Origin of the sequence: Bradyrhizobium sp. CER78, assembly GCF_029846235.1 — a bacterium.
Classification (GTDB): domain Bacteria; phylum Pseudomonadota; class Alphaproteobacteria; order Rhizobiales; family Xanthobacteraceae; genus Bradyrhizobium.
This window is the reverse complement of the sequence record NZ_JARVWP010000011.1, coordinates 148,927-170,201: the sequence shown is the minus strand read 5'-3', so window position 1 is coordinate 170,201 and position 21,275 is coordinate 148,927. Positions and strand designations below refer to the sequence as shown.

Sequence of the window (21,275 nt, the reverse complement as noted above, 5' to 3'; positions counted from 1 at the left end):
CAGACAAGTCAATGGCGGCGCGTTGCACAGCGCGCGAATGTGATCTGCAATCAACGCAAGCGACCGATTGAGCCGCGCCCAGATTGCTCCTAGGCTCCGCGTGCTTCGTATTGAAAAAATTTCAGAACAAGGGGGATTATGATGACACGTGATTTGGCACGACGCGAATTCCTGAAGGGCTCGGCGGCGATCACCGGCGCCGCGGCCGCCGGCGCATTCTCCTGCGTCGAGATCGCGAGCGCGGCACCGATCGAGGTGCCGACCGTCGACAAGCTGTCGATCCGCGTGCTGGTCGATTCCAGCTTCGACATCTTCTTCAAGCCGAAACAGGCCAACGGCGTCTCAATCGTTCCGGCGTCGCGCAACGCCGACTACCAGCGCTCGCTGCACAATGAATGGGGCCTGTCGCTGTGGCTGGAGTCGGAGGCCAAGGGCGCGCAGCGCACTCTGATGCTCGACTGCGGCTATACCCCGGACGTCCTGCTCAACAACATGGCGCTGGTCGGCGTCGATCCGTCGAAGCTCGACGCCCTGATCGTGAGCCACGGGCACTACGATCATTTCGGCGGCCTCAACGGCTTCCTCGACAAATTCCGCGACAACGCCGGCCGACGTGAAGCTCTATGCCGGCGGCGAGGATAATTTCTGCCACCGTGTCAGCCCGACCCCGACCAAGGGCCAGTTCGCCGATTTCGGCACGCTGGATCGCCGCCAACTCGCCGCGCAACGCGTTACCACCGTGCTGTGCGAGACGCCGACCGTGATCGCCGGCCATGCCTTTACGACCGGCAAGATCACTCGCCGCAGCATCGAGCGCGTGCTGCCGCAGACCTGGGTCGAGTTCGGCATCAAGGACGGGCTCGGCTGCAATGCCAGCCACTATCTGCCGGCCGAGATGGAAGGCAAGATCGTGCCCGACGAACACATCCACGAGCACGCGACCTGCTTCAATGTGAAGGATTTCGGCCTGGTCGTGATCTCGTCCTGCGGCCATGTCGGCATCGTCAATTCGGTGAAGCAGGCGCAGGAGGTCTCGGGCATCCAGAAGGTGCACGCGATCGTCGGCGGCTTCCATCTCGGACCGGCGCCGAAGGACTACCTCACCGAGGTCGTCGCCGAGATCAAGAAGTTGGATCCCGACGTCGTGGTCCCGATGCATTGCTCCGGGCTCAACTTCGTGCAGGAGGCGACCGCGCAGATGGGCGACAAGGTGATGGTCACCACCACCGGCAGCCGCCTCTCCTTCGGCATATGATCCGGCCGATCCTGCGCGCAATGACGTGCGCCGGCGCCGGCCTCTGGCTGACGCTGGCGCCGGCACTCGCCGGCGATGCGGCACAGCAATCAGCGCGCTCGGCCGCCGAGATCATGGACATCCTGATGTGGAACAGGGAGCCGGTCGGTGGCCCGTTCACGCTGACCGATCAAGCCGGCCATGCGCGCACCGACAAGGAATTCCGCGGCCGGCTAATGCTGGTCTATTTCGGCTTCACCTATTGCCCCGACGTCTGCCCGACCGATCTGCAGGCAATCGGGCTTGCGCTCGACAAGCTCGGCCCTGACGGCGATCAGGTGCAGCCGGTCTTCATCACGGTCGATCCCGAGCGCGACACCGCCAGCCATCTCGCCGAATACGTGCCGATGTTTCACCCGAGGCTGATCGGACTGACCGGCAGCGCTGACGCGATCCGCCAGGTCGCCGATGCCTACAAGGTCTACTACGCGAGGGTCCCGCTGAAGGACGGCGACTACACCGTCGATCACACCGCCTACATCTATCTGATGGACCGCGACGGCAATTATCTCGGCTTCTTTCCGCCGGGCACATCCGCCGACCGCATGGTCGAGATCATCCGGCCGAGGCTCGCCGAGCCGGCGCGTTGAGTTGGCATCACCGGCGCCGCATCGGGACTACTCCCCCTCTCCCGCTTGCGGGGGAGGGCCGGGGTGGGGGTTTCTCCACGAGTCATCTTGTGGAGAGAGCCCCCACCCGGATTGCATCTACGATGCAATCCGACCTCCCCCGCAAGCGGGAGAGGTGAAGAAGGCATCACCGGGATACGTCCTCAATGCATCCGCCCATGCGCGCGCAAAAAAGTCTCGCCGGTTTCCGTCACCATTACCCGCATGCCCTCGACGGAGGGACGGCGCGCGACATAGCCGCGATCGACCGCGTCCTCCCAGATCGTCAGCCGGGGGCATGAGGTGCGCCAGACCTCGAGCACCTCGGCATAGCGCCGCGGCTCGCGGGCGACCCATTCGACGAGATCGAGCACCAGGGCGTCCGTGGTCTCAGTCATTGGGTCCTCGCCGGGTCAGCAGGGATTGTCTGCATATTTCTGCGCTGCTTGGCCTCTGCCCGCAAACTGAGTTATCTTGCCCTTGCATCAGTTTTCCTGAGGGTTCATGCGGCGGCTGCTCTTTCTCAACGGCATCAAGGCATTCGAGGCCGCGGCGCGCACCGGCAGCTTTGCGGCGGCGGGCGGCGAGCTCAACGTCTCGGCCGCCGCGATCAGCCGCATGGTGCATCTCCTGGAAGAGCGGCTCGGCGTCGCGCTGTTCGAGCGCAAGGCGAACCGCCTTGTCACCACACCGGCCGGCCGCGCCTATCAAGGCGGGCTGACGCCGATCTTCGACGCGCTGGCGAGCCTCACCGCGCAGGTCACGGCGTCGGCCAGTTCGCGGGTGCTGACCGTCGGCGTCGGGCCGACCTTTGCGATGAAATGGATGATCCCGCACCTCGCCGAGTTCCGCAAAGCGGAGCCCGACATCGAAGTGCGGATCACGACCGGCGGCATGGCGGTGCCGTTCGCTGACGACTGGAGCTGCGGCATCCAGCTCGGCGACGGCCAATGGCCGGGCCTCGTCGCCGAGCCGCTGTTCGCCGCCGACCTGATGCCGGTGTGCACGGCGCGGCTCGCCAACGGCTTGAAGCGCCCCGCCGATCTCAAGGGACCTAGCCTGATCCGCGTCGCGCATTCGCCCGACGATTGGCCGTCCTGGCTGAAGGCCGCCGGCGTGCCGCGCCTGACCGCGCGCGGGCCGGAATTCCAGTTCTACGGCCAGGCGCTGCAGGCAGCGAGCGACGGGCTCGGGATCGCGATGGGGATCCGGCCGTATATCGATGACGATCTCGCCGCCGGCCGGCTGGTGGCGCCGTTTGCGCTCAGCGTGCCGAAGGGGATGCGCTGGTATCTGGTCTATCGCGGCTTCCACGCCGAGCAGCGCGATTTCGCTGCGTTCCGGCGCTGGATCATCCGCGCCGCGGCAGAACCGGCCGCGCGCCGCAAGGGAGCGCGCAATGCCTGACGAGACGGTCGACACGCTGGTGATCGGCGGCGGCCAGGCGGGGCTCACCATGAGCCATCGGCTGCAGCGGCGCGGCATCGGCCATCTGGTGCTGGAGCGGCGGCGGATCGCCGAGCGCTGGCGCAGCGAACGCTGGGACGGATTGATGTTCCAGTTTCCGAACTGGTCGGTGCGGCTGCCGGAGTTCGCGTTTCCGCACGGCGATCCCGACGGCTTCTCGGACACCGCCTCCATCATCGCCTTCATCGAGGCCTACGCCGCCTTCGTCGCGCCGCCGATCCGCTGCGGCGTCGAGGTCACCAGACTGCGCCGCGATGCCGGCGGCTTCCTTGCCGAATTCGCCGGCGGCAGCATCGCCGCCCGCAACGTCGTGATCGCCACCGGCCCCTATCAGCGGCCGCTGCGGCCCGACGTGCTGCGCGAGCATCCCGGCCTGTTTCAGGTTCATGCCAGCGGCTACAAAAATCCCGCGCAACTGCCTGACGGCGCGGTGCTGGTGATCGGCGCCGGTGCCTCGGGCGCGCAGATCACCGAAGAGTTGATGCGCGCCGGCCGCGATGTCTTCCTGTCGGTCGGACGTCACAACCGCCTGCCGCGCCGCTATCGCGGCCGCGACCTGTTCTGGTGGCTGGCCGAGATGCGCGTCGACGAGACGCCGGTCGAGCAGCGCGGCCCCTCGCGCCTGCTGCCGGTGATCACGGGCGCCCATGGCGGCCACACCATCGATTTCCGTCGTTTCGCCGCCGATGGCGTGACGCTGCTCGGCCGCGTGACGGCGGCGCGCGACGGCGTGCTCGCGATCGCGCCCGATCTTGCCACCAACATCGCCAATGGCGATGCCTACTACGCGACATTCCTCGGCATCGTCGACGACTTCATCGCCGCACGCGGCCTCGATCATCCACACGATCCCTTGGCGCGCCTCCGCCTGCCCGATCCGCCCTGCCTCACTGCGCCGCTCGCAGCGATCGACCTCAACGCCGAGCGGATCGGCAGCGTGATCTGGGCCACCGGCTATGGCCTCGATCTGGACTGGATCGACATACCGGTGCTGGACGCCAATGGGGTACCGCGGCACCGCCACGGCGTCTCCGAGGTGCCGGGGCTCTATTTCCTCGGCCTGCAATGGCTGTCGAAGATGAAATCCTCGTTCCTGTCCGGCGTCGGCGACGACGCAGCCGTGCTCGCCGATCATATCGCGGTCCGCGGCTAGAGCATGATCCGGAAAAGTGCGAAGCGGTTTTCCGAAAAGATCATGATCAAACAAAGAACTAAAGCGCGATGACGATTCAGCCTCAACTCGTCGCGCTTTAGCGCGTTTTCATCCGGTTCGCCCCTAGAAACCGCGGCAAGACAAAAAGCTGGAACTGCTTTGCACCGCGGAAATAAACCGCGCGACTTGTGATCTGGTTCACATAGGGCGCCGCGCGCCCGTGCTTCCTTTGAGAAGGGCATCGCGAGGTCGCCATGATCTACAGCGGTTTTGAGATCAAGTCGTTTGAAGTGGGGAAGGGGCAATGGCACGCCAGGATTCAACGGGTCGATCAAAGGCCGGTCGTCATCGATGGCATGCCGTTTCCGATGCTCGACATCGGCTTTGCGTGGTCCGATCCGGATGCGGCGATCGCCGACGCGAAGCAAACTATCGACCGGTTCCCACAGCGCTATGGCATGACGATTCCGGCAACCGAAGCGTCGGCGTGACGGGCAACGTGGTGCTCGCCGTGGTCCCGCAATGCGAGCCGGATCCGGTCTGGCCGGCGCAGGTCCGCACCAGCTGCCCGGAATGCGCCGCCCGGCTGTCGCTGCTGCGCGTGATTCCCGGCCGCGCCGCCGAATACTGGACGATGCGCTGCGACGGCTGCGGCGGGATTCATCTCGACATCGTCGACCTGCCGCGCGCGTAACTCTCGCCACGTTCTCCGTGTAACCTCTCCCGCTTGCGGGGGAGGTCGGTGCGCGCAGCGCGCCGGGTGGGCTCTCCACGATACGACTCGCGGCGAGAGCCCCCACCCCAACCCTCCCCCGCAAGCGGGAGAGGGAGCCGAGTTCCGATGCTGCCTCGTCACCGCCCGATCCAATCAGCGAGCCTGCTGACACCCTGCTGTCAGCAGCATCGCCTGCGCTCAGATCGGGGCGCCATTTGCCCTTTTCTCGCTGCCGGACTCGTCCCATATTCCGGCCATGGCGAAGACACCGAACACTCCGAAAAAGCCCGGCAAAACCCCAAAATCCAAGGCACACCGTCCCGAGGTCCAACCGATCGGCCCGGCGCTGGCTGAATTGCTCAATCCCGCGATCAATCGCGGCGATGCCGGCATGGGTTCGGGCACCGGCCTGCAGCCGCCGCCGGACAATTCCTGGGACCGCCGCGCCGGCGGCGAGGCCGCCGCGCATCGCGCGCGGGCGTCGACGCGCGAGACCAGCGAGGGTGTCGCCAAACGTGATGCGAAGCGCGACGCGTCCGGCCTCGAGGAGGCCCCGCAGGCCAATTACGGCACCTCGGCCACCATTCCGACGCTCGATCCGGAACTGGCGCGGCAGCTCGGGCTGCCGACCGCCGAGGACGATGACGAAGCCCTCGCCCGCCCGCCGCGCAGCAAGATGGAGGCACTCGGCGTCAAGGCGACCGCCGACGCGCTGGAAAACCTGATCCGCGACGGCCGCCCGGAGTTCCGCAAGGATGACGGCTCGATGCGGGTGTGGACCCCGCACCGGCCGCCGCGCCCGGAGAAATCCGAAGGCGGCGTGCGGTTCGAGATCAAATCGTCCTACGAGCCGAAGGGCGACCAGCCGACCGCGATTGCGGAGCTGGTCGAAGGCATCGGCCGCAACGACCGCACCCAGGTGCTGCTCGGCGTCACCGGCTCGGGCAAGACCTACACCATGGCCAAGGTGATCGAAGCGACGCAGCGCCCGGCGCTGATCCTGGCGCCGAACAAGACGCTGGCCGCGCAGCTCTATGGCGAGTTCAAGAACTTCTTCCCCGACAACGCGGTCGAGTATTTCGTCTCGTATTACGACTACTACCAGCCGGAGGCCTACGTCCCGCGCACCGACACCTATATCGAGAAGGATTCCTCGATCAACGAGCAGATCGACCGCATGCGCCACTCGGCGACGCGCGCGCTGCTCGAACGCGACGACGTCATCATCGTCGCTTCGGTGTCCTGCATCTACGGTATCGGCTCGGTCGAGACCTACACCGCGATGACCTTCGCGCTGAAGAAGGGCGAGCGCATCGACCAGCGGCAATTGATCGCCGACCTGGTCGCGCTGCAATACAAGCGCACCCAGGCCGAGTTCACCCGCGGCACCTTCCGCGTCCGCGGCGACGTCATCGACATCTTCCCGGCGCACTATGAGGACCGCGCCTGGCGCGTGAACCTGTTCGGCGACACCATCGAGACCATTGAGGAGTTCGATCCGCTCACCGGCCACAAGCAGGACGAGCTCGAATTCATCAAGATGTACGCCAATTCGCACTATGTGACGCCACGGCCGACGCTGGTGCAGGCGATCAAGTCGATCAAATCGGAGCTGAAGATCCGGCTCGACCAGCTCAACGACCAGGGCCGGCTGCTGGAAGCGCAGCGGCTCGAGCAGCGCACCACCTTCGACCTCGAGATGATGGAAGCAACCGGCAGCTGCGCCGGCATCGAGAACTATTCGCGCTATCTCACCGGCCGCCGCCCCGGCGAGCCGCCGCCGACGCTGTTCGAATACGTGCCCGACAACGCGCTGATCTTCGCCGACGAGAGCCACGTCACGGTGCCGCAGATCGGCGCCATGTTCCGCGGCGACTTCCGCCGAAAGGCGACACTCGCCGAATACGGCTTCCGCCTGCCCTCCTGCATGGACAACCGCCCGCTCCGCTTCGAGGAATGGGACATGATGCGGCCGCAGACGGTCGCGGTGTCGGCGACGCCGAGCGGCTGGGAGCTCAACGAGAGCGGCGGCGTGTTCGTCGAGCAGGTGATCCGCCCGACCGGGCTGATCGATCCTCCCGTCGATATTCGCCCGGCCCGCACCCAGGTCGACGATCTCGTCGGCGAGGTGCGCGCGACGGCGGCGGCCGGCTATCGATCGCTGGTTACGGTGCTCACCAAGCGCATGGCCGAGGATCTGACCGAATATCTGCATGAGCAGGGCATCCGCGTCCGCTACATGCACAGCGATATCGACACGATCGAGCGCATCGAGATCATCCGCGACCTGCGCCTCGGCGCGTTCGACGCGCTGGTCGGCATCAACCTGCTGCGCGAGGGTCTCGACATTCCCGAATGCGCGCTGGTCGCGATTTTGGATGCCGACAAGGAGGGCTTCCTGCGCAGCGAGACCTCGCTGATCCAGACCATCGGCCGTGCCGCACGCAACGTCGACGGCAAGGTGATCCTCTATGCCGACGGGATGACCGGCTCGATGGAGCGCGCGATCGCCGAGACCAATCGGCGCCGCGAGAAGCAGGTCGAGTACAACGAGGCCCACGGCATCACGCCGGAGAGCGTCAAGAAGTCGATCGGCGACATCCTCAACTCGGTCTACGAACGCGACCACGTGCTGGTCGAGATCGGCGACGGCGGCATGGCCGATGACGTCATCAGCATCGGCCACAATTTCGAGGCCGTGCTGAGCGACCTCGAAACAAGGATGCGCGAGGCCGCCGCCGATCTGAACTTCGAGGAAGCCGCCCGCCTGCGCGACGAGGTCAAGCGGCTGCGCGCCACCGAGATGGCGGTGGTCGACGATCCCACCGCGAAACAGCGCAATGTGCAGAAGCAGGCCGGCGCCTATGCCGGCACGAGAAAATACGGCGATGCCGCCAACCTTCCGGTCAGTGCATTGAAGAACAAGTCCGCGCAGACCTCGCTCAAGGCGAGCCGCGGTGGCGGCAAGTCCGACTCCCGCGTGCACAAGCCCGATCTCGACGAGATGCACGGCCCGGAATCGCTGCCGTTCCGCCCGAGCGGCGCGCTGCCGGCCAAGCCGTTCGGCACCACGAGCCGCATCATCCAGCCGACGGATTCAAGGCAGTCCGGGCCGGAGTTCGGGCCCTCGCCGCGGAGCAGCGGTGGGGCGCCGGGGAAGCGGGGTGGATGGAAGAAGCGGTAGAAATTCACAACTATTCACAACTAACACTTGTATAAGCACCGACCTTGCCACATCGTCCATTATCTCAACGATTCCATTCTGACATGCATAGGTGTCTCGCGCATGCCTTCACTGCCTTACGTCAGTTCGCCCGGAAACATTGTAAAGGCCCTCAACGGCATTAAGACCGCCGCAGTTCCTGATCGCGTTAGCCAGGATTTTGTAAAGACGATCCTCAAGATACCCGGCGGATCAGGCGACCAAATGACCACCTTCTTGAAAAAATTGGGATTGACGAATCCTGATGGCTCACCAAACGAGGTCTATAGAAAATTTCGGAATCCGGCGTCGAGTGGTTTAGCGATGGCCGCGGCCATTCGTTCGGCATATGCGCCCCTGTACGTCCGAAACGAATTCATGCATGAGCTAAATGACGCTGATTTACTAGGACTAGTCGTTGAAGAGACTGGCGAAGCGCACGATTCAAATCCTGTGAAGTTGACGGTAAGCTGCATCAAACATTTGAAGCAGTTTGCCAATTTCAATAGCAAATCGGAACAAGAGCTCACTCCAATACTGAAGTCCGATGAACCGGCGCGGGAAAAGTCCGAGCCCACGCAAGAACAACTTCCGAGCAGAGCTTTCGGCATCAATCTAGGCTACACGATCAATCTCAACCTGCCGGCGACAGCCGATCCAAACGTTTTCGATGCGATCTTTAAGAGCCTAAAAGAGCATTTATTGAGAGCTCAAGATGGCTAGTCGACCAGATGGTTTTATTCGAGCATTTGGCATGGCCGGCTTACAAATATCGTTGAGCATGTCGAAGATCGAACGTGAGTTCGGGATAGACCTAGGGCACGAGACGAAGACCGCAGCAAAGAATCGTAAAGCCGCCGAATATGAGCAGTTCGAAGCAATGCTTCGATCAGAGGCGGCACAGATGTCAGAGTTCTATGAGGTATTCTATTGCCTGGAGAATTCGATAAGAAAGCTTGTCGCTGACGTCATGGTCGAAGATGCCGGTGCTGATTGGTGGAATGGAACGCGCGTCGACGAGGACAAAATTCGTAAGCCAGCAGCATCTCGCCGAAAAAAGGAGATTGATAGCGGAATTACTCCGCGGTCTGATCGGCTAATAGATTACACGACGTTTGGGGAGCTATCTCAGCTAATTACGGATAATTGGGAACTGTTCGATCCGATATTCCAGTCAAAGACCGCAGTTAGCAATGTCTCAAATCAACTAAATCTTTTGCGCGGGCCAATCGCTCATTGCAATCCAACGGATGAGCTTGAGCAAGAACGTCTCAATCTCGCCGTGCGCACCTGGTTCAAGATTATGTCGTAGCACAGAGACTTACAAAATTCCCTTCTCTACCCGCCTGCAAGCTGAGGAATTTCTGGCCTCGACTGAGTTCGAGTAGCGACCGCAGCCGAAGCACCGCTGGGTACCTAAGAGCAGTCGCTCACCCCACACTCACCACAGCGACCGCCAGCAGCGACATCATGATCATCGTGGTCATGAGCTGCAGCGAGACCGTGGGCTGGCTCCGCCATCGCGCGATCTTCTCGGGGAACGTCAGGCCGGCATCGAAGAACACCGGCGCGTAGGCGTGCGCGAGACGGTTCGGGAATTTCGCGGCGAGCCATGGCGTGATCGCGGCATAGACCAGCGACGCCAGCACGACGTAGATCGCGGCGCCAAAGCGTTCGCCGACGATTTCCGGGGCGTCCATGATCTTCAGCACCAGCACGGCGGCGGCGAAGATCGGCAGGCCCTGCAGCATGGCGGTGAGCGCAAAGCCTTCGAGCCGGTTCTGCGCGGATGATTTCGGTGCGGCGATGGCGTTCATGGCGACGTTTCCTTGGCAGTCGGGTGATCCGATGCCGCCAATCTAGCCGCGCGTGCCCGCCTGCGACGTGATGCGCGTCACGCCGGCAGCGGGCCGCGGCGGACATATTCCGATTTTCGGAATTTAACTTGACGCGGGACCCAACTCAGATGTTCAATGTGCGCGTCTCACCCGACACGAGGGGCGGGTCGCGATCGTCACGAACGCGGTGTGAGATGCGGTGGACGCGGAATGCGCAGTCGACGAATGCGCGTGAAGCGGACGGTGAAGTCGTGTGGTCCTGACGCCCTCATGGTAGGTGTCTCTCGAATTGCGCGGTGCGCGTTGCGGAGACGGTGACAACAAAGCCCAGTCTCGCCGGGGAGAGCACGAAGTAAGCCGCACTACCATCGCGCAGGGAAGGCCGGGATGTTTCCGGTTACACCTGTGGTCCTACCCCCGTGCTTTCTACCCATTGCACGGGGCCCATGGGTGCGATCGGCACCCGGTCTTCCCTGCGCCCTCTGTTCAGACGGAGGGCAAACGAAATGCAAAGCTCGGGCGAAACGCGCCGCGAGAATGCGAAGCTGCGTCACCATTCCCAGCCGTCATCGCCCGGCTCGCCGCCTTCGCTAAAGCTCCGGCGCGCCAGGGACTCATGGCCTCGTCGAAGCCTTGGCGAAGACGGGACCGGGCGATCCAGTACGCCGCGGCCTCTCGATTCAAGCACCGCCGCCTCTGGAATACTGGATCACCCGCATGCGTGGGTGATGACGCTGAGCACGCTGTTTGACAGGTGAATCGGATTCCCACCGTCGTCCTGGCGAAGGCCAGGACCCATTACCCCAGATGTGCATTGTTGCGCGACGCTGGGGCCAGACTCCCTCAATAAGCTATAGCGGTGGTTATGGGTCCTGGCTTTCGCCAGGACGACAGTGAGGATGTGGCGCCGCCACGCCCTACCCCGACCGCCGGTTGCTGGTGTTCTGGGTCAGATTGCCGTGCGCGGCCTGCTCGCGGATGTTGTGCTTCTCGTCGTCGCGATGGCCCTTGGTGGTGTCGAGGGGAACGCCGGGGGTGCTGCCGGGACCCTTGTGGCTCTTGTTGTCGTCGGGAACGGGCTGGATGGTCTTGGTTTTTGGTTTCGTCATCATCGTCTCCGTTGCGCAACAAGACAACGCCGCCCCTGCGGGCGGCGTTCCGGAAACGCGACTTCACAATAGACCGGGCCTTACAGCTTCTCCTGCTGCGAAGGCTGCGCCGGTTGCGGCTGGCGCTGACGTTCCTGCTCCTTGGCGTGATGGCGGCCGTAGAGGCATCCGGCGGCGGCGCCGAGCATGCCGTGATGGCCGGCATAATGGCCGGCGACACCGCCGACGACCGCGCCCTTGATGCAGCCCTTGGCGTCGGCGGGCGAAGTTGCGGCAAGCGCACTGACGGCAATAATGGATGCGACAAGAATGGATTTCATGATGCGGCTCCAATGGAATTGTCAGGCATCAACGGCCAAGCCACCCTGCCGGTTCCCGCCCCGTCGCCGCAGAAATACGCTGCGCACAGGCCTCGATCATGCTCTAAATGCCGCCGCATTGCGGGCAGTGTTTTGAAGATCATGCGGACATCACATATCGGCTTCCTCGCGCCGGCACTTGGCGCGGCGATCCTGTTCGTCACCAGCCAGTTCATCTCCAGCCCAGCGCACGCAGAAGAGAGCGACCGCGCGCTGCTCGCGACGTTCTGCGCGAGCGCCAACATCAAGGGATCGACCTGCACGCGGGCGAAATCCTATCCCGGCGGCCGGGCGTGCGACGTCAAGCTGACCAAGGAGCATTACGCCGGACGCTTCCTCGCCGCGAGTAGCGCGCTGCTCGTCGTCAACTATGAAAGCGAGTGCGAGCCGCACGCGACCGATTTCGGCGGCGTCGCGCTGTTCGAGCAGGACGGCAAGACCACCCGCTTCATCCGTTTCCTGCCCGGCGCGCAAGGCCACGACTGCATCGTTGTGACCAAGGACACGCAGCAGGACGTGCTGGTCTGCACGGTCGGCCACATGGGCCAGGGCATCCTCGAAAGCGCGGTGGCGCGGATGGAGTTTTCCGGCAAGCCCGGCAAGCGGATCGAGATCACGCCGGACTTCCTGCTCCGGGCCGAGGACGCGGTCAGCGCCTATGGCGCCAATGTCGTGACGTGCAACGAGGGGCCGAAATATTTCGGTCTCTCCAACCTCGCCGCCGGCCCGCGCCGCAACACGGTTGCGGTCGACGTCGACTATGCCGACGACGAGATCATCCGCACCGCCTGCGGCGAGGGCTTTCCGAAGTCGAAGGAGCTCTATTACGACCTCCAGGCCGGCGAGGCCTTTGTGCCGGAGGGCTCGGAGCGGAAGAAGCGGTTCATCATCGACCTCGTGACCGGCAAGGCCGCGCCAGCGAATTAAAGGCCGCGCCAGCGAATTAAAGGCCGCGCCGGCCGATTAGCGCGCCGCGACAGCGAGCCGGCGCGATCTACCGGCCGGCCCCGGAGGAGCTCAAGGCCTCGACCGGCGCCAGCGCCGGCTCACCGTCGCGCGGCGCGCGCTCTTGATTGGCTATTTGGAGGCAACCGGCATGACGGCGACAGCAAGCGGCACGGTGTTTCTCATCAGGAACTCCTGGTCGCGGATGCGTCGCCCGTGCGAGTCCAACCGGGGGTCTGCGCGGAGGTTTCATTAATTCGAGGTCACCTGCCGCCGCGCGCTTCACGTCTTCGAGACGCGGTCAGCGCGGCGCCGCCCGGCTCTCCCAGCAATTTGTGCCACAATGCACGCACTGGTTGCTGAACCTAATCCGCTTTCGCACGTCAAACATGTGTTTGATAGTGGAACGCACGGGTTCAGAATGTGGAACCAGGGCGAGTCGGATGGAACCGGCGGAGTCGATCATGGGCGAGGATTTGAACCGGCAACGCGTCCTGAACTTCCTCGATGTCTATTATGCCGGCGGCATCGAGGGCGCGCTCGAGCGCTGCAGCGACGATGTCGCGTTCCTTGCCAACGCCCCGATCGACATTCTCCCGCATATGGGCCAGCACCGCGGCAAGGCCGCGCTGCGCCAGATGTGGACCACGATCCACGAGCGCTATTCCGCCATGCGCTATGAAGCGCCGATCGTGGTGGCCGAAGGCGACAAGGTCGCAGCGCAGCTCCGCGTGTTCTTGCGCAAGCGCACCAACGCCCGCGTGGTGCAGTTCGACGTCGCGGTTTTCTACACGCTGCACGACGGCAAGATCACCGAGATCCGCGAGATCATCGACACGTTCGACCTCGTCCAGCAGGTGCTGGAGCGTGACGTCGCGGCAGCGCTGACCGGACAGAAGGTGGACTAGCTTCCCTGAAACTGCGGCAATGCATTCCGCCACCCTGCCCGGCAAATTCGCAACGACTGCGTTGAACCCTCGAAGGCCCGCCGCTGACCTATCACTGGGCTTGTTGCGGTCGGGGCTGGAATCACCATGAAAGTCGCATTGCTCGCTGTGCTTGGTCTTGCACTGGGCGCCCTCGGCGGCGCCGCTCTCGGCATCGGAGCCGGGCTCACCTGGATCGGAATGGCCAGAACCTCAGGCCTCGACAGCGGAACACTGGTGTTCTTCACTTTCATGCCGCTCGGCGCCGCGATCGGCGGCGTCGGCGGTGCGCTGCTGTTCGCCGTGGTGGCGATCCGCGACGCCGAGATCGTGATCGAACGGCAGCCGGTGCGGCAGCGCGACCGCTGAATTTGCGGCGACCGGAGCGCTTTCGAGCGAAGTGGCTGCCAGTTCGCGTCAAGAAAGCGCGTCAAACCAGAGTCTAGAAGCCCAGTTTTGATTCCACCGGCACGGGGTTCTGCGTGCGGGCGGTCACATTCCGGCCGGATCGGGCGCAATTTCCGGCCAGATCGGGCGCAATTGTGCATTGCAAAAAAGTCATTTGCGTTTTGGCCGTTCCGCACTATTTCAGCCGGCAATAGCGATGTGCAGCAACCTGGCAAGGCGTCGGCGCTGACCGCCTGCCATCCGTTTGCTTTGAAAATCCAGTTTCAGGACGAGACCAAAATGACAGAGCATAGCCTCTGGCGTTTTTCGCGCGCATTGCATCGCGCGATCAACGAACGCCAGCTTGCAGACATCGAGCTCATGCTCGATGACGAGGTCGAATGGGCCATCTACGGGCCGATCGACCTGTTTTCCTTTTTCGGCTCGCGCCGCGGCAAGGCCGCCGTGCTTGAGGTCATCAGGCAGATCGGCGAGAATCTGCGGGTGCACCGCTTCGACCGGGAGTCGATCATGCTTGGCGTGGATTCCGCGGCGTCGATGCTGCGCTATTCGCTGACGGCGCTCGACTCCAACAAGCCGATCTCGCTCAGGATCGCGCATTTCGCGCGGTTCAAGGCCGGCAAGCTCACGAGCTTCCGCGTGCTGGTCGACAGCTTCGACCTGGTCGAGCAGACCGTCGGCTACCCGATCCATCTGCCGCGCATCGCGGTCTGACGGCTGCCTGATTTCACGCCTTCGTTATGTCCGGGGCCGCACCTTCGTCGAGGCGCCCCGGCAGCGCGGCCTGTTGTGCCAGCCCCGAACGGCCGCGCCCGGACGGCGTGATGCGCGAACGCGCGCGCTGGCCCCGAACAGGGCGATCACGCGTCTATCACTTGCTTTCGCGGTGCCGTTGCCGCAATTTTGCGCCACGGCAAATGCATGCTGCCGCTTTGGAATTTGCGGGCTGGGAATGACTTCCACATTGCGATTTGGCTGGGCGAGGCTGCCGGTGCTGGCGGCCGGCTTCAGCGTGGCGATCACGTTTTCGGCCGCCGCCCAGAGCTCACCATGGCAGATCGCTCCCGCTGTCCAGGAGACTGCGAAAGACGCCGCAAAAGACACTCCGGCCGACAGCGCCGAAGCCGGCGAGGCGCCGCCGGCGGCCGATGCCAATGACGCCGACATCCTGAAGGACATCGACCAGAGCAAGCTCGACTGGAGTCAGCTCGACACCGATTCCACCAGCCTGCCCACGCTGGCGCCGAAGAGCGCGGCCAAGCGCGGCAGCGTCGCCGGCAACGATCCGTCCTGGACCACCAACAACAACGCCAACGGCTCGTCGGCGGTGTCGGTCAAGCAGTCGATCTCGCCGTTCCTCGACACCCGCGTCGGCGCCGACATGACGGTCGCCAAACAGGGCGCGACGACGGCGTCGGAGCAATTGTCGGAGCGGCTCGCCAATGGCGGCAGCCTGCCGCAATCCGGCGGCTCGGCCTGGGCCTCGATGTCCGCGCCCGGCGTGGCGTCGATCTGGGACAAGACCTCGGTCGAGGCGCGGGTCGATCCCGGCGCCGACCAGAGCAAGGTCGGCACCTCCCTGAGCAAGTCGGTCCCGCTGTCGGAGCAATATTCGCTGACGCTGCAGGGCGGCTATAATTTGATCCAGCAGGGCGTGGTCCCGGTGCCCGGCATCATCGGCACCCCCTCGCGCAGTTACGACACCGATCAGTCAGCACGGCTGTCCGTTACCGACACCGGCACCAGCATCACCGCAGGCCAGACGCTGTCGTCGACCTCCGACGACCGCTGGCTGCGCCGGATCGGCGCCGAGCAGAAGCTGTTCGACGGCGTCACCGTCTCGGGGTCGGTCGGCGAGACCGCCCAGGGCACGATCAACAAGAGCATCGGCGCCGGCTACAAGCACTCATGGTGAACGATCTGTTAGCCCTGTCGCGCTAATGATCAGGCATTGCCCCAACTTGGCCCAGATGCGGTCAAATTCGGCGGCACTGATAGGTCCGTAACTTCATCAATTCGTCGTGCGGGGGACAAGCCGCGCTTCGCTATTGCGAACCAGGGGAAAGCCGATGAACGCCACCAACCGTACCGAGGAAGCCACAGAGGCGACTTCCGAGGTCGACACCAACCTCGCTGCGGTCTCGGAAGTCGAAGCCGGCATCCGCGATTTCGTGCGCAACGATATTGCCTATCTGCGCCGGCCGGTGGCGAGCCCGGAAACCGCGCCGACCGACACCAATACCGATGCCACCGTTAGCAACGTCAACTCGCTGATCCAGCGCGTCGCCGGCACCTCGCTGGCCGAGATCGAGAAGCTGATCGGCGAGCTCGAGAGCCTGCGCGACCTGCTGCATGCCGAGGGCCAGCGCGTCCAGCGCGAGATCTCCGGCTATGCCCAGCTCAGCCAGGCCGCGATGAAGTCGACGCGGATGATCGCCGACAACGTCTCGCAGTGGAAGCGCGCCGCCGACGGCCTGCGCAACAGCTGATCCTGATCCATTCAAGAAGCCGGCGCCGCCGCCTCCCGACCGGGAGGCGGTGGCTTCGTTCTGCGTGGCGGATTCAACGCGGAACGTTTCGTTATTCAGCGCAGTGCAAACTCCGCGGCGTCAATTCTTGCAGAAGCCGATTTGAACTTTCGGTGCCGAGTCCGCGTCCAATCCGGAATTCCTGTCCGGACCGCGCCTGGCGCGGCATCCATTTGGAGAGAATTCATGCAGAGCGTCCGGCCGGATAACGCCGATCCGATACCGCTGCGCCAGCCTCAGCAGGGCATCGGCACGATCATGATCCGGTTCATCGGTATCCTGGTCGCAGCGACCGTGGTGATGGTGCTGATCTGGAATCGCTAAGGCATGCTCCGGGCCCCAAGGGCCTCGTTGGAGCCGAGTGCAAAGCGGCCTTCCTAAGGATGATGCCCAATCAGGAAGCTTCTGGAAGAAGTGTGACGCAGCCTGCCGAGGGGTCACATTGATAAGCGCAAATGCGCGCATTAGGCGCTGCCGGCAGCGCCCGGAGTTACAGACGGTCGATCAGCGATCGATGCTCGCCGTGGTCTCGAAGGAATAGTTGCCGTCGGCAAAACCCTTCACGACCATTCCGGTCGCCAGCATCACGACAACCGTTACCGTCGCGAAGATAATTCCGACGAGTTTCAGCGCGCTGCGATCTGCCATGGTATCCCCAGTGGTGCTTGCCCAGATGTCCGTGCCCTCGAACATAAGGCAGGGACAAAGGTTCAAAATGCGTTAGCAAAAAATGAGTTCCACGCAACGCACAACTGCGTCGGCGGCAGACTTAGTCTGCCACCATGGCGTCCGTGCAACATCAGAGGCGCGGGGGCAACATCAGGAACCGGGATTCCGGCGCGGCACGAAGGCGGTCGCGAGGAACGAGAACACCACTTCATTGCGCTGATTGACGCCGGTGTTGCGCGCCTGAAGGATGCCCCATTCGGGGCGCTTCTCGGACGTGCGCTTGGTTTCGACCTGGTTGGCGAAGCTGATCGTATCGCCTGCCAGCACCGGGCGGATCCAGCGCAGTTCGCGGAAGCCCGGCGAGGGCCCCCAGACCGCGACCTCCTCACCGCGCGCGGCGGCTTCGGCGGCGAGCCGCTTGCCGTCGGCGACCAGGAGCTTCATGCAGACGCTGGCGACATGCCAGCCTGACGCGGCAAGCCCGCCGAACAACGAGTTGCGCCCCTCCTCCTCGTCGAGATGGAAGCGCTGCGGATCGAACTGCGCGGCAAAGCGCTTGATGTCCTCGGCGGTGAAGGTGAAGGAGCCGAACTCGCGCCGCGCCCCGATCTCGATATCTTCAAAGAAACGCATACGGTCTATGTCCTGAGCATGATCTTTGCGGAAAACCGCTTCGCACTTTTCCGGATCATGCTCGCTTACCCGCGCCGTCCCGGCGGCTGACGATGATCGGCGACTCCATCTCGCACAGCATCTCGCCGCGCGCGTTGCGGATCGTGCCTTTGAACGTGACGATGCCGGTCTCCGGCCGGCTCTTGGAGACGCGCGCCTCGACCACGTCGACGTCCAGCGTCAAATCGTCGCCCGGACGCAGCGGCGCCACCCAGCGCATCTCGTTGACCCCGGGCGAGCCGAGCGAGGCGGTGCGGCCGATGAAGCCATCGAACAGCATCCGCATCATCAGCGAGCCGAGATGCCAGCCGGAGCCCGACAGGCCGCGGAGCATGGAGTTCTTCGCCGCCTCCTCGTCGAGATGCATCGGCTGCGGGTCGAATTCGGCGGCAAAGGCGAGGATTTCCTCGCGTGAAACATGGCGAGGGCCGAACGTGCCGAAACGGCCGGGCTTGAAGTCTTCGAAGGTCAGCGTGGTCATTGGGTGAGGATATGCTGGAAGGAAGCCCGATTGTGGCCGTTATTTGCAGCAATCACAACCGGCCCACTCGCATAGCTCGCCCCTGGACTGCCGGCGCCCGGTCCGGGGCGCGCCCTTGGCGGGACCGATTGGGCTCCTGCGGTATCGATCCCACAGGTCGCGAAGGCGCTTTGGCGCCGTCCCGTACCGTGGCCCGGCGAAACGCCTCGTCCCGATGGACGCCTCCCCGCAGGCTGCCGGGACGAAGTGATCACGCCGGGGGTGACGCAGTAGGATGAACGAGACGCGAATCATATGTCGGCTGGCCGGGAGAACCATGATGTTCGATTTCCAGGATCTGTTTCAGTGGGACCGCTTCATCACGCCCACGATCATCAAGACGTTCTACTGGCTGGTGATCGCGGTCATCGTGCTGTTCGGGATCTCCGGCATCCTGTGGAGCCTCACCGCGATGGCGATCAGCCCGTTCGTCGGCTTCATCCAGCTGCTTGCGTCGATCGCCAGCGTCTTCGTCGGCATCGTGTTCTCGCGCATCATCGCCGAGTTCATCCTGATCGTGTTCCGGATCAACGAGCATCTCGGGGCGATCCGCGACCGCGACGCGGGAATGCATTGAGGCTCAGCCTCCGGCCGGAGGCCCGCCGCCCATGCCGTGGTTAATCCGAAGTAGTTCCCGCGCACAAATGCCAGCGAAATTCCAGCCGGGATCTTAAATCCGCTCGCGTATCACCCCTGCATTGCCAAGACCAACGCGGGGGCGTCGTGACTTCCAGGAATGGTTTTATTGCCGTGAGGCCGGGCACTGCGCCGGGCTTCACGACCGAGGATATTCTATGGGCTGTCGGCATCTGGTCGGTGATCCTGACCCTGGCGCCGGTGATCGTGTTCTATCTGCTGATGGTGGCGTAACGCTTAGTCATTCCGGGGCGATGCGCAGCATCGAACCTCAGATGCGCAATTGCGCATCGGGGAATCTCGAGATTCCGGGTTCTCGCTTCGCGAGCCCCGGAATGACTCCAGCATTCACGCCGATAAAAAACGCGCGGGTACCGCGCGTTCTTTCCAGTTCGAACCAAGGCGGCGTTGTTACGCCGCCTGCTTGTGCATCGCGCCGGACGCCGACGCCGTGCCGCGGATCGCCTTGATCGAACGTTCGATCGCGGCCCACAGCCGATTGATCTCGGCCGCGGCGCGGCCTTCCGCGTAATATTCGCGAGCGCCTTCACCCTGGCCGAGCGCCATCAGAAGATCGGCGCGGTTGGTGATCTGGCCGCTCCACACTGGTGCGCGGAATTTCGCCAGCGCCTCGCGCGCGATCGCGACGATGCGGCTTTCGGCGCCGTCACGCTGCGCGGGCGCGCCGTTGATCACGACGGCATAGGGCTTGCGCATCGAACGGCAGGTCTGAATGGTTTCCTGCACCGCGTTGACGTCGAACACGCCGGGTCGCGCCGGAATGATCACCATCGTCGCGTTCTTGATGGAGTCGTCGACCACGGCCGACAGATTCGGCGGCGTGTCGATGAACACCCACTCGATGCCGTCGCGCTTGGCTTGTGCAATGATGCCGCTGACCGAGTTCACCGCGGTCTTGATCGCCGGCTCGTTGGTGCCGCGCAGCTTGTGCCAGAGCGTAAGCGAGCCCTGCGGATCGGCATCGATCAGCAGACAGGGCTTCGTCGCCTTGTGCACTTGCGCAGCGAGGTGAGCAGCCAGGGTACTTTTTCCCGAGCCCCCCTTACGCGAAGCGAAAACAATCACGTTCATACGTTGGCCTCCAGATTGACCCCAGGAGGCGAAAATGAATCAGCACGCTGATTCGCGAAAGAAAAAATTTCTTGCAATCCGCAAAGTGGCCAAGATTACCGGTGCATTTTGCTTTTTGAGTCACACCATACTTATGACGCAACCGCAAATGGAAGCGCTAAGCGTTTGATATGACTCACGCCTAACGCTTTTCGGCAGTTTTGGCGCGCTCACGCGCGATCCATTTGCGCTCGATCCAGCCGAGCAATTGCGCCGTCGGCTTCTGCAAGAACGGCACATCCTGCGCGAACAAAAGGAGTCCGAGCGGCAGCATCCAGAGTCCGAGCACCGGCAGGAAGCTGAAGATGCCGCCGATGATCAGGAGGATCGCGAGCGGAATCCGCACACAGCGCGACGACGGCCTGCGCAGCCACGCGACGAAGCGCGCCGGCTTCTCCGGAAGCTTGGCCTCGAACCAGGCGAAGTGCCGATCGATCTCTTGCTGGTAGTATTCGCTCACGCGCCTCACTCCATCCGTTACACAGGCGGAACGGATTTGGCAAACAACACAAGCCTCAGAGATGATGCTGCGTGACAGCGTCACAAGGCGTCAGTCTGTCGCGCATCGCAATCTTGAAATCGCGGTCAGGCGATCCAAGCGCGTTTGCGCGAGAAGTGACGTCGGTTCGCGTGAGGCCAACGCAGCAAGCGAGCGATGCTTGCGTGCGCGCAATGGGAACCAGGTCAGTGCGTGGACTTCTTCGCCTTGTGCGATTTGTGGACCTTCCGCTTGACTGCGACCGGCCGCTGCTCCTCGCGCTCGCTCGCCTCACGCGGCTCAGGGCCGCCGCGGAAGAACACCCGGCACGCCGGCGATAGCTGCGCCTTATTCCTGATCATGCAGGCCGTGATGCGATCGACGTCGGGAATCTCGGGGCCACAGAGCCGGAACGCATCCGGCGTACAGGCCTGCTGCTGGTCCGGCGTATAGGCCTCGCCTCGGCTTGGCAATAACAGCGCTGCAAATCCGAGCATCAACGCAAACGAAAAACTCCGTGAACCGGCGGTCCCCATGCGTCCCCCAAGATGGCACTCAGGCATCGTTAAGGCGTCGTTTCGCGGAGTGTGGGTGATGCGGCGAAGAAGTGCAAGCGG

The 21,275-nt window shown here is 63.6% G+C and carries 26 protein-coding genes and 1 pseudogene; 17 read left to right on the top strand and 10 right to left on the bottom strand.

Annotated features, from left to right (window positions below; translation table 11 throughout):
* Positions 1 to 141: 141 nt before the first annotated feature.
* Together QDT69_RS23865 and QDT69_RS23860 are read left to right on the top strand one after the other, a co-directional pair.
* Positions 142 to 1,255, top strand: a pseudogene (locus QDT69_RS23865) (MBL fold metallo-hydrolase).
* A 20-nt stretch (positions 1,256 to 1,275) separates the two neighbouring features.
* Positions 1,276 to 1,884: an SCO family protein gene (locus tag QDT69_RS23860; protein ID WP_279708919.1), complete on the top strand. Its 609-nt coding sequence runs from the start codon at positions 1,276 to 1,278 to the stop codon at positions 1,882 to 1,884.
* A gap of 182 nt (positions 1,885 to 2,066) precedes the next feature.
* Here the strand turns inward: QDT69_RS23860 and QDT69_RS23855 are convergent, their stop codons facing one another.
* Complete coding sequence (locus QDT69_RS23855) at positions 2,067 to 2,300, bottom strand: hypothetical protein (protein ID WP_074130215.1); 234 nt, start codon at positions 2,298 to 2,300, stop codon at positions 2,067 to 2,069.
* 106 nt (positions 2,301 to 2,406) lie between these two features.
* Here QDT69_RS23855 and QDT69_RS23850 point away from each other — a divergent pair, with 106 nt between their 5' ends.
* The 7 genes from QDT69_RS23850 to QDT69_RS23820 all read left to right on the top strand — a co-directional run bounded on the left by QDT69_RS23850 (position 2,407) and on the right by QDT69_RS23820 (position 9,751).
* Positions 2,407 to 3,309 (top strand): LysR substrate-binding domain-containing protein, encoded by a 903-nt coding sequence (locus QDT69_RS23850; RefSeq protein WP_074130214.1) that lies wholly within the window; start codon positions 2,407 to 2,409, stop codon positions 3,307 to 3,309.
* On the top strand, positions 3,302 to 4,522 hold the full coding sequence (locus QDT69_RS23845; protein WP_279708918.1) for an NAD(P)-binding domain-containing protein: 1,221 nt from the start codon (positions 3,302 to 3,304) through the stop codon (positions 4,520 to 4,522). Before QDT69_RS23850 ends, QDT69_RS23845 begins: the two co-directional genes overlap by 8 nt.
* 254 nt (positions 4,523 to 4,776) lie before the next feature.
* Positions 4,777 to 5,013 carry a hypothetical protein gene (locus QDT69_RS23840; protein WP_279708917.1) on the top strand — a complete coding sequence of 79 codons (237 nt, stop codon included), beginning with the start codon at positions 4,777 to 4,779 and terminating at the stop codon, positions 5,011 to 5,013.
* Between the two features lie 11 nt (positions 5,014 to 5,024).
* Positions 5,025 to 5,216, top strand: coding sequence for a hypothetical protein (locus QDT69_RS23835; RefSeq protein ID WP_167351863.1), 192 nt, complete (start codon positions 5,025 to 5,027; stop codon positions 5,214 to 5,216).
* Between the two features lie 277 nt (positions 5,217 to 5,493).
* A complete protein-coding gene (gene uvrB / locus QDT69_RS23830; protein WP_279708916.1) occupies positions 5,494 to 8,421 on the top strand; it encodes an excinuclease ABC subunit UvrB in 2,928 nt (975 codons plus the stop codon).
* A 102-nt stretch (positions 8,422 to 8,523) separates the two neighbouring features.
* Positions 8,524 to 9,162, top strand: a complete 639-nt coding sequence (locus tag QDT69_RS23825; RefSeq protein ID WP_279708915.1) for a DUF5343 domain-containing protein — start codon at positions 8,524 to 8,526, stop codon at positions 9,160 to 9,162.
* Entirely contained in the window at positions 9,155 to 9,751 is a 597-nt protein-coding gene (locus QDT69_RS23820) for a Swt1 family HEPN domain-containing protein (protein WP_279708914.1), read from the top strand. The genes QDT69_RS23825 and QDT69_RS23820 overlap by 8 nt, the downstream gene beginning before the upstream one ends.
* A 118-nt stretch (positions 9,752 to 9,869) precedes the next feature.
* Here the strand turns inward: QDT69_RS23820 and QDT69_RS23815 are convergent, their stop codons facing one another.
* The 3 genes from QDT69_RS23815 to QDT69_RS23805 all read right to left on the bottom strand — a co-directional run bounded on the left by QDT69_RS23815 (position 9,870) and on the right by QDT69_RS23805 (position 11,706).
* Positions 9,870 to 10,256, bottom strand: coding sequence for a hypothetical protein (locus tag QDT69_RS23815; RefSeq protein ID WP_279708913.1), 387 nt, complete (start codon positions 10,254 to 10,256; stop codon positions 9,870 to 9,872).
* A 938-nt stretch (positions 10,257 to 11,194) separates the two neighbouring features.
* The gene (locus tag QDT69_RS23810; protein WP_244485328.1) at positions 11,195 to 11,386 is read right to left on the bottom strand and encodes a hypothetical protein; all 192 of its coding nucleotides are present in this window, start codon (positions 11,384 to 11,386) and stop codon (positions 11,195 to 11,197) included.
* A gap of 80 nt (positions 11,387 to 11,466) precedes the next feature.
* Positions 11,467 to 11,706 carry a hypothetical protein gene (locus QDT69_RS23805; protein ID WP_279708912.1) on the bottom strand — a complete coding sequence of 80 codons (240 nt, stop codon included), beginning with the start codon at positions 11,704 to 11,706 and terminating at the stop codon, positions 11,467 to 11,469.
* Positions 11,707 to 11,847: 141 nt separating this feature from the next.
* On the opposite strand from QDT69_RS23805, the gene QDT69_RS23800 reads away from it, so the two are divergent.
* The 7 genes from QDT69_RS23800 to QDT69_RS23770 all read left to right on the top strand — a co-directional run bounded on the left by QDT69_RS23800 (position 11,848) and on the right by QDT69_RS23770 (position 16,876).
* Positions 11,848 to 12,672 (top strand): hypothetical protein, encoded by an 825-nt coding sequence (locus QDT69_RS23800; protein ID WP_279708911.1) that lies wholly within the window; start codon positions 11,848 to 11,850, stop codon positions 12,670 to 12,672.
* 482 nt (positions 12,673 to 13,154) lie between these two features.
* Complete coding sequence (locus tag QDT69_RS23795) at positions 13,155 to 13,598, top strand: nuclear transport factor 2 family protein (RefSeq protein WP_279708910.1); 444 nt, start codon at positions 13,155 to 13,157, stop codon at positions 13,596 to 13,598.
* A 126-nt stretch (positions 13,599 to 13,724) separates the two neighbouring features.
* Positions 13,725 to 13,985, top strand: coding sequence for a hypothetical protein (locus QDT69_RS23790; RefSeq protein ID WP_279708909.1), 261 nt, complete (start codon positions 13,725 to 13,727; stop codon positions 13,983 to 13,985).
* A 318-nt stretch (positions 13,986 to 14,303) separates the two neighbouring features.
* Positions 14,304 to 14,738 carry a nuclear transport factor 2 family protein gene (locus tag QDT69_RS23785; protein WP_050422463.1) on the top strand — a complete coding sequence of 145 codons (435 nt, stop codon included), beginning with the start codon at positions 14,304 to 14,306 and terminating at the stop codon, positions 14,736 to 14,738.
* Positions 14,739 to 14,976: 238 nt separating this feature from the next.
* Positions 14,977 to 15,939: a hypothetical protein gene (locus QDT69_RS23780; protein ID WP_279708908.1), complete on the top strand. Its 963-nt coding sequence runs from the start codon at positions 14,977 to 14,979 to the stop codon at positions 15,937 to 15,939.
* Positions 15,940 to 16,093: 154 nt separating this feature from the next.
* Positions 16,094 to 16,513 (top strand): hypothetical protein, encoded by a 420-nt coding sequence (locus QDT69_RS23775; RefSeq protein ID WP_021081820.1) that lies wholly within the window; start codon positions 16,094 to 16,096, stop codon positions 16,511 to 16,513.
* A gap of 225 nt (positions 16,514 to 16,738) precedes the next feature.
* The gene (locus tag QDT69_RS23770) at positions 16,739 to 16,876 is read left to right on the top strand and encodes a hypothetical protein (RefSeq protein WP_279708907.1); all 138 of its coding nucleotides are present in this window, start codon (positions 16,739 to 16,741) and stop codon (positions 16,874 to 16,876) included.
* Positions 16,877 to 17,056: 180 nt separating this feature from the next.
* Here the strand turns inward: QDT69_RS23770 and QDT69_RS23765 are convergent, their stop codons facing one another.
* From QDT69_RS23765 to QDT69_RS23755, 3 genes are all read right to left on the bottom strand, one after another.
* Positions 17,057 to 17,200, bottom strand: coding sequence for a hypothetical protein (locus QDT69_RS23765; RefSeq protein WP_016841369.1), 144 nt, complete (start codon positions 17,198 to 17,200; stop codon positions 17,057 to 17,059).
* A gap of 171 nt (positions 17,201 to 17,371) precedes the next feature.
* Positions 17,372 to 17,854: a MaoC family dehydratase gene (locus tag QDT69_RS23760; RefSeq protein WP_279708906.1), complete on the bottom strand. Its 483-nt coding sequence runs from the start codon at positions 17,852 to 17,854 to the stop codon at positions 17,372 to 17,374.
* 55 nt (positions 17,855 to 17,909) lie between these two features.
* Positions 17,910 to 18,374: a MaoC family dehydratase gene (locus tag QDT69_RS23755; RefSeq protein WP_279708905.1), complete on the bottom strand. Its 465-nt coding sequence runs from the start codon at positions 18,372 to 18,374 to the stop codon at positions 17,910 to 17,912.
* Positions 18,375 to 18,693: 319 nt separating this feature from the next.
* Between QDT69_RS23755 and QDT69_RS23750 the strand changes: the two genes are divergently transcribed.
* Entirely contained in the window at positions 18,694 to 18,990 is a 297-nt protein-coding gene (locus QDT69_RS23750; RefSeq protein ID WP_050422462.1) for a DUF4282 domain-containing protein, read from the top strand.
* A gap of 470 nt (positions 18,991 to 19,460) precedes the next feature.
* Here QDT69_RS23750 and QDT69_RS23745 read toward each other — a convergent pair whose 3' ends face one another.
* The 3 genes from QDT69_RS23745 to QDT69_RS23735 form a co-directional block, all read right to left on the bottom strand.
* Positions 19,461 to 20,141 carry a ParA family protein gene (locus QDT69_RS23745; protein WP_021081815.1) on the bottom strand — a complete coding sequence of 227 codons (681 nt, stop codon included), beginning with the start codon at positions 20,139 to 20,141 and terminating at the stop codon, positions 19,461 to 19,463.
* A 181-nt stretch (positions 20,142 to 20,322) separates the two neighbouring features.
* The gene (locus QDT69_RS23740) at positions 20,323 to 20,640 is read right to left on the bottom strand and encodes a hypothetical protein (RefSeq protein ID WP_279708904.1); all 318 of its coding nucleotides are present in this window, start codon (positions 20,638 to 20,640) and stop codon (positions 20,323 to 20,325) included.
* A gap of 224 nt (positions 20,641 to 20,864) precedes the next feature.
* Positions 20,865 to 21,131: a hypothetical protein gene (locus QDT69_RS23735; RefSeq protein WP_347952056.1), complete on the bottom strand. Its 267-nt coding sequence runs from the start codon at positions 21,129 to 21,131 to the stop codon at positions 20,865 to 20,867.
* Positions 21,132 to 21,275 lie beyond the last annotated feature (144 nt).

Bases quoted from the DNA above. Each gene is read 5' to 3' on its own strand.
- QDT69_RS23860 (WP_279708919.1), top strand. From the start codon at position 1,276: ATGACGTGCGCCGGCGCCGGCCTCTGGCTGACGCTGGCGCCGGCACTC.
- QDT69_RS23855 (WP_074130215.1), bottom strand. From the start codon at position 2,300: ATGACTGAGACCACGGACGCCCTGGTGCTCGATCTCGTCGAATGGGTC.
- QDT69_RS23850 (WP_074130214.1), top strand. From the start codon at position 2,407: ATGCGGCGGCTGCTCTTTCTCAACGGCATCAAGGCATTCGAGGCCGCG.
- QDT69_RS23845 (WP_279708918.1), top strand. From the start codon at position 3,302: ATGCCTGACGAGACGGTCGACACGCTGGTGATCGGCGGCGGCCAGGCG.
- QDT69_RS23840 (WP_279708917.1), top strand. From the start codon at position 4,777: ATGATCTACAGCGGTTTTGAGATCAAGTCGTTTGAAGTGGGGAAGGGG.
- uvrB (WP_279708916.1), top strand. From the start codon at position 5,494: ATGGCGAAGACACCGAACACTCCGAAAAAGCCCGGCAAAACCCCAAAA.
- QDT69_RS23825 (WP_279708915.1), top strand. From the start codon at position 8,524: ATGCCTTCACTGCCTTACGTCAGTTCGCCCGGAAACATTGTAAAGGCC.
- QDT69_RS23820 (WP_279708914.1), top strand. From the start codon at position 9,155: ATGGCTAGTCGACCAGATGGTTTTATTCGAGCATTTGGCATGGCCGGC.
- QDT69_RS23815 (WP_279708913.1), bottom strand. From the start codon at position 10,256: ATGAACGCCATCGCCGCACCGAAATCATCCGCGCAGAACCGGCTCGAA.
- QDT69_RS23810 (WP_244485328.1), bottom strand. From the start codon at position 11,386: ATGACGAAACCAAAAACCAAGACCATCCAGCCCGTTCCCGACGACAAC.
- QDT69_RS23805 (WP_279708912.1), bottom strand. From the start codon at position 11,706: ATGAAATCCATTCTTGTCGCATCCATTATTGCCGTCAGTGCGCTTGCC.
- QDT69_RS23800 (WP_279708911.1), top strand. From the start codon at position 11,848: ATGCGGACATCACATATCGGCTTCCTCGCGCCGGCACTTGGCGCGGCG.
- QDT69_RS23795 (WP_279708910.1), top strand. From the start codon at position 13,155: ATGGGCGAGGATTTGAACCGGCAACGCGTCCTGAACTTCCTCGATGTC.
- QDT69_RS23790 (WP_279708909.1), top strand. From the start codon at position 13,725: ATGAAAGTCGCATTGCTCGCTGTGCTTGGTCTTGCACTGGGCGCCCTC.
- QDT69_RS23785 (WP_050422463.1), top strand. From the start codon at position 14,304: ATGACAGAGCATAGCCTCTGGCGTTTTTCGCGCGCATTGCATCGCGCG.
- QDT69_RS23780 (WP_279708908.1), top strand. From the start codon at position 14,977: ATGACTTCCACATTGCGATTTGGCTGGGCGAGGCTGCCGGTGCTGGCG.
- QDT69_RS23775 (WP_021081820.1), top strand. From the start codon at position 16,094: ATGAACGCCACCAACCGTACCGAGGAAGCCACAGAGGCGACTTCCGAG.
- QDT69_RS23770 (WP_279708907.1), top strand. From the start codon at position 16,739: ATGCAGAGCGTCCGGCCGGATAACGCCGATCCGATACCGCTGCGCCAG.
- QDT69_RS23765 (WP_016841369.1), bottom strand. From the start codon at position 17,200: ATGGCAGATCGCAGCGCGCTGAAACTCGTCGGAATTATCTTCGCGACG.
- QDT69_RS23760 (WP_279708906.1), bottom strand. From the start codon at position 17,854: ATGCGTTTCTTTGAAGATATCGAGATCGGGGCGCGGCGCGAGTTCGGC.
- QDT69_RS23755 (WP_279708905.1), bottom strand. From the start codon at position 18,374: ATGACCACGCTGACCTTCGAAGACTTCAAGCCCGGCCGTTTCGGCACG.
- QDT69_RS23750 (WP_050422462.1), top strand. From the start codon at position 18,694: ATGTTCGATTTCCAGGATCTGTTTCAGTGGGACCGCTTCATCACGCCC.
- QDT69_RS23745 (WP_021081815.1), bottom strand. From the start codon at position 20,141: ATGAACGTGATTGTTTTCGCTTCGCGTAAGGGGGGCTCGGGAAAAAGT.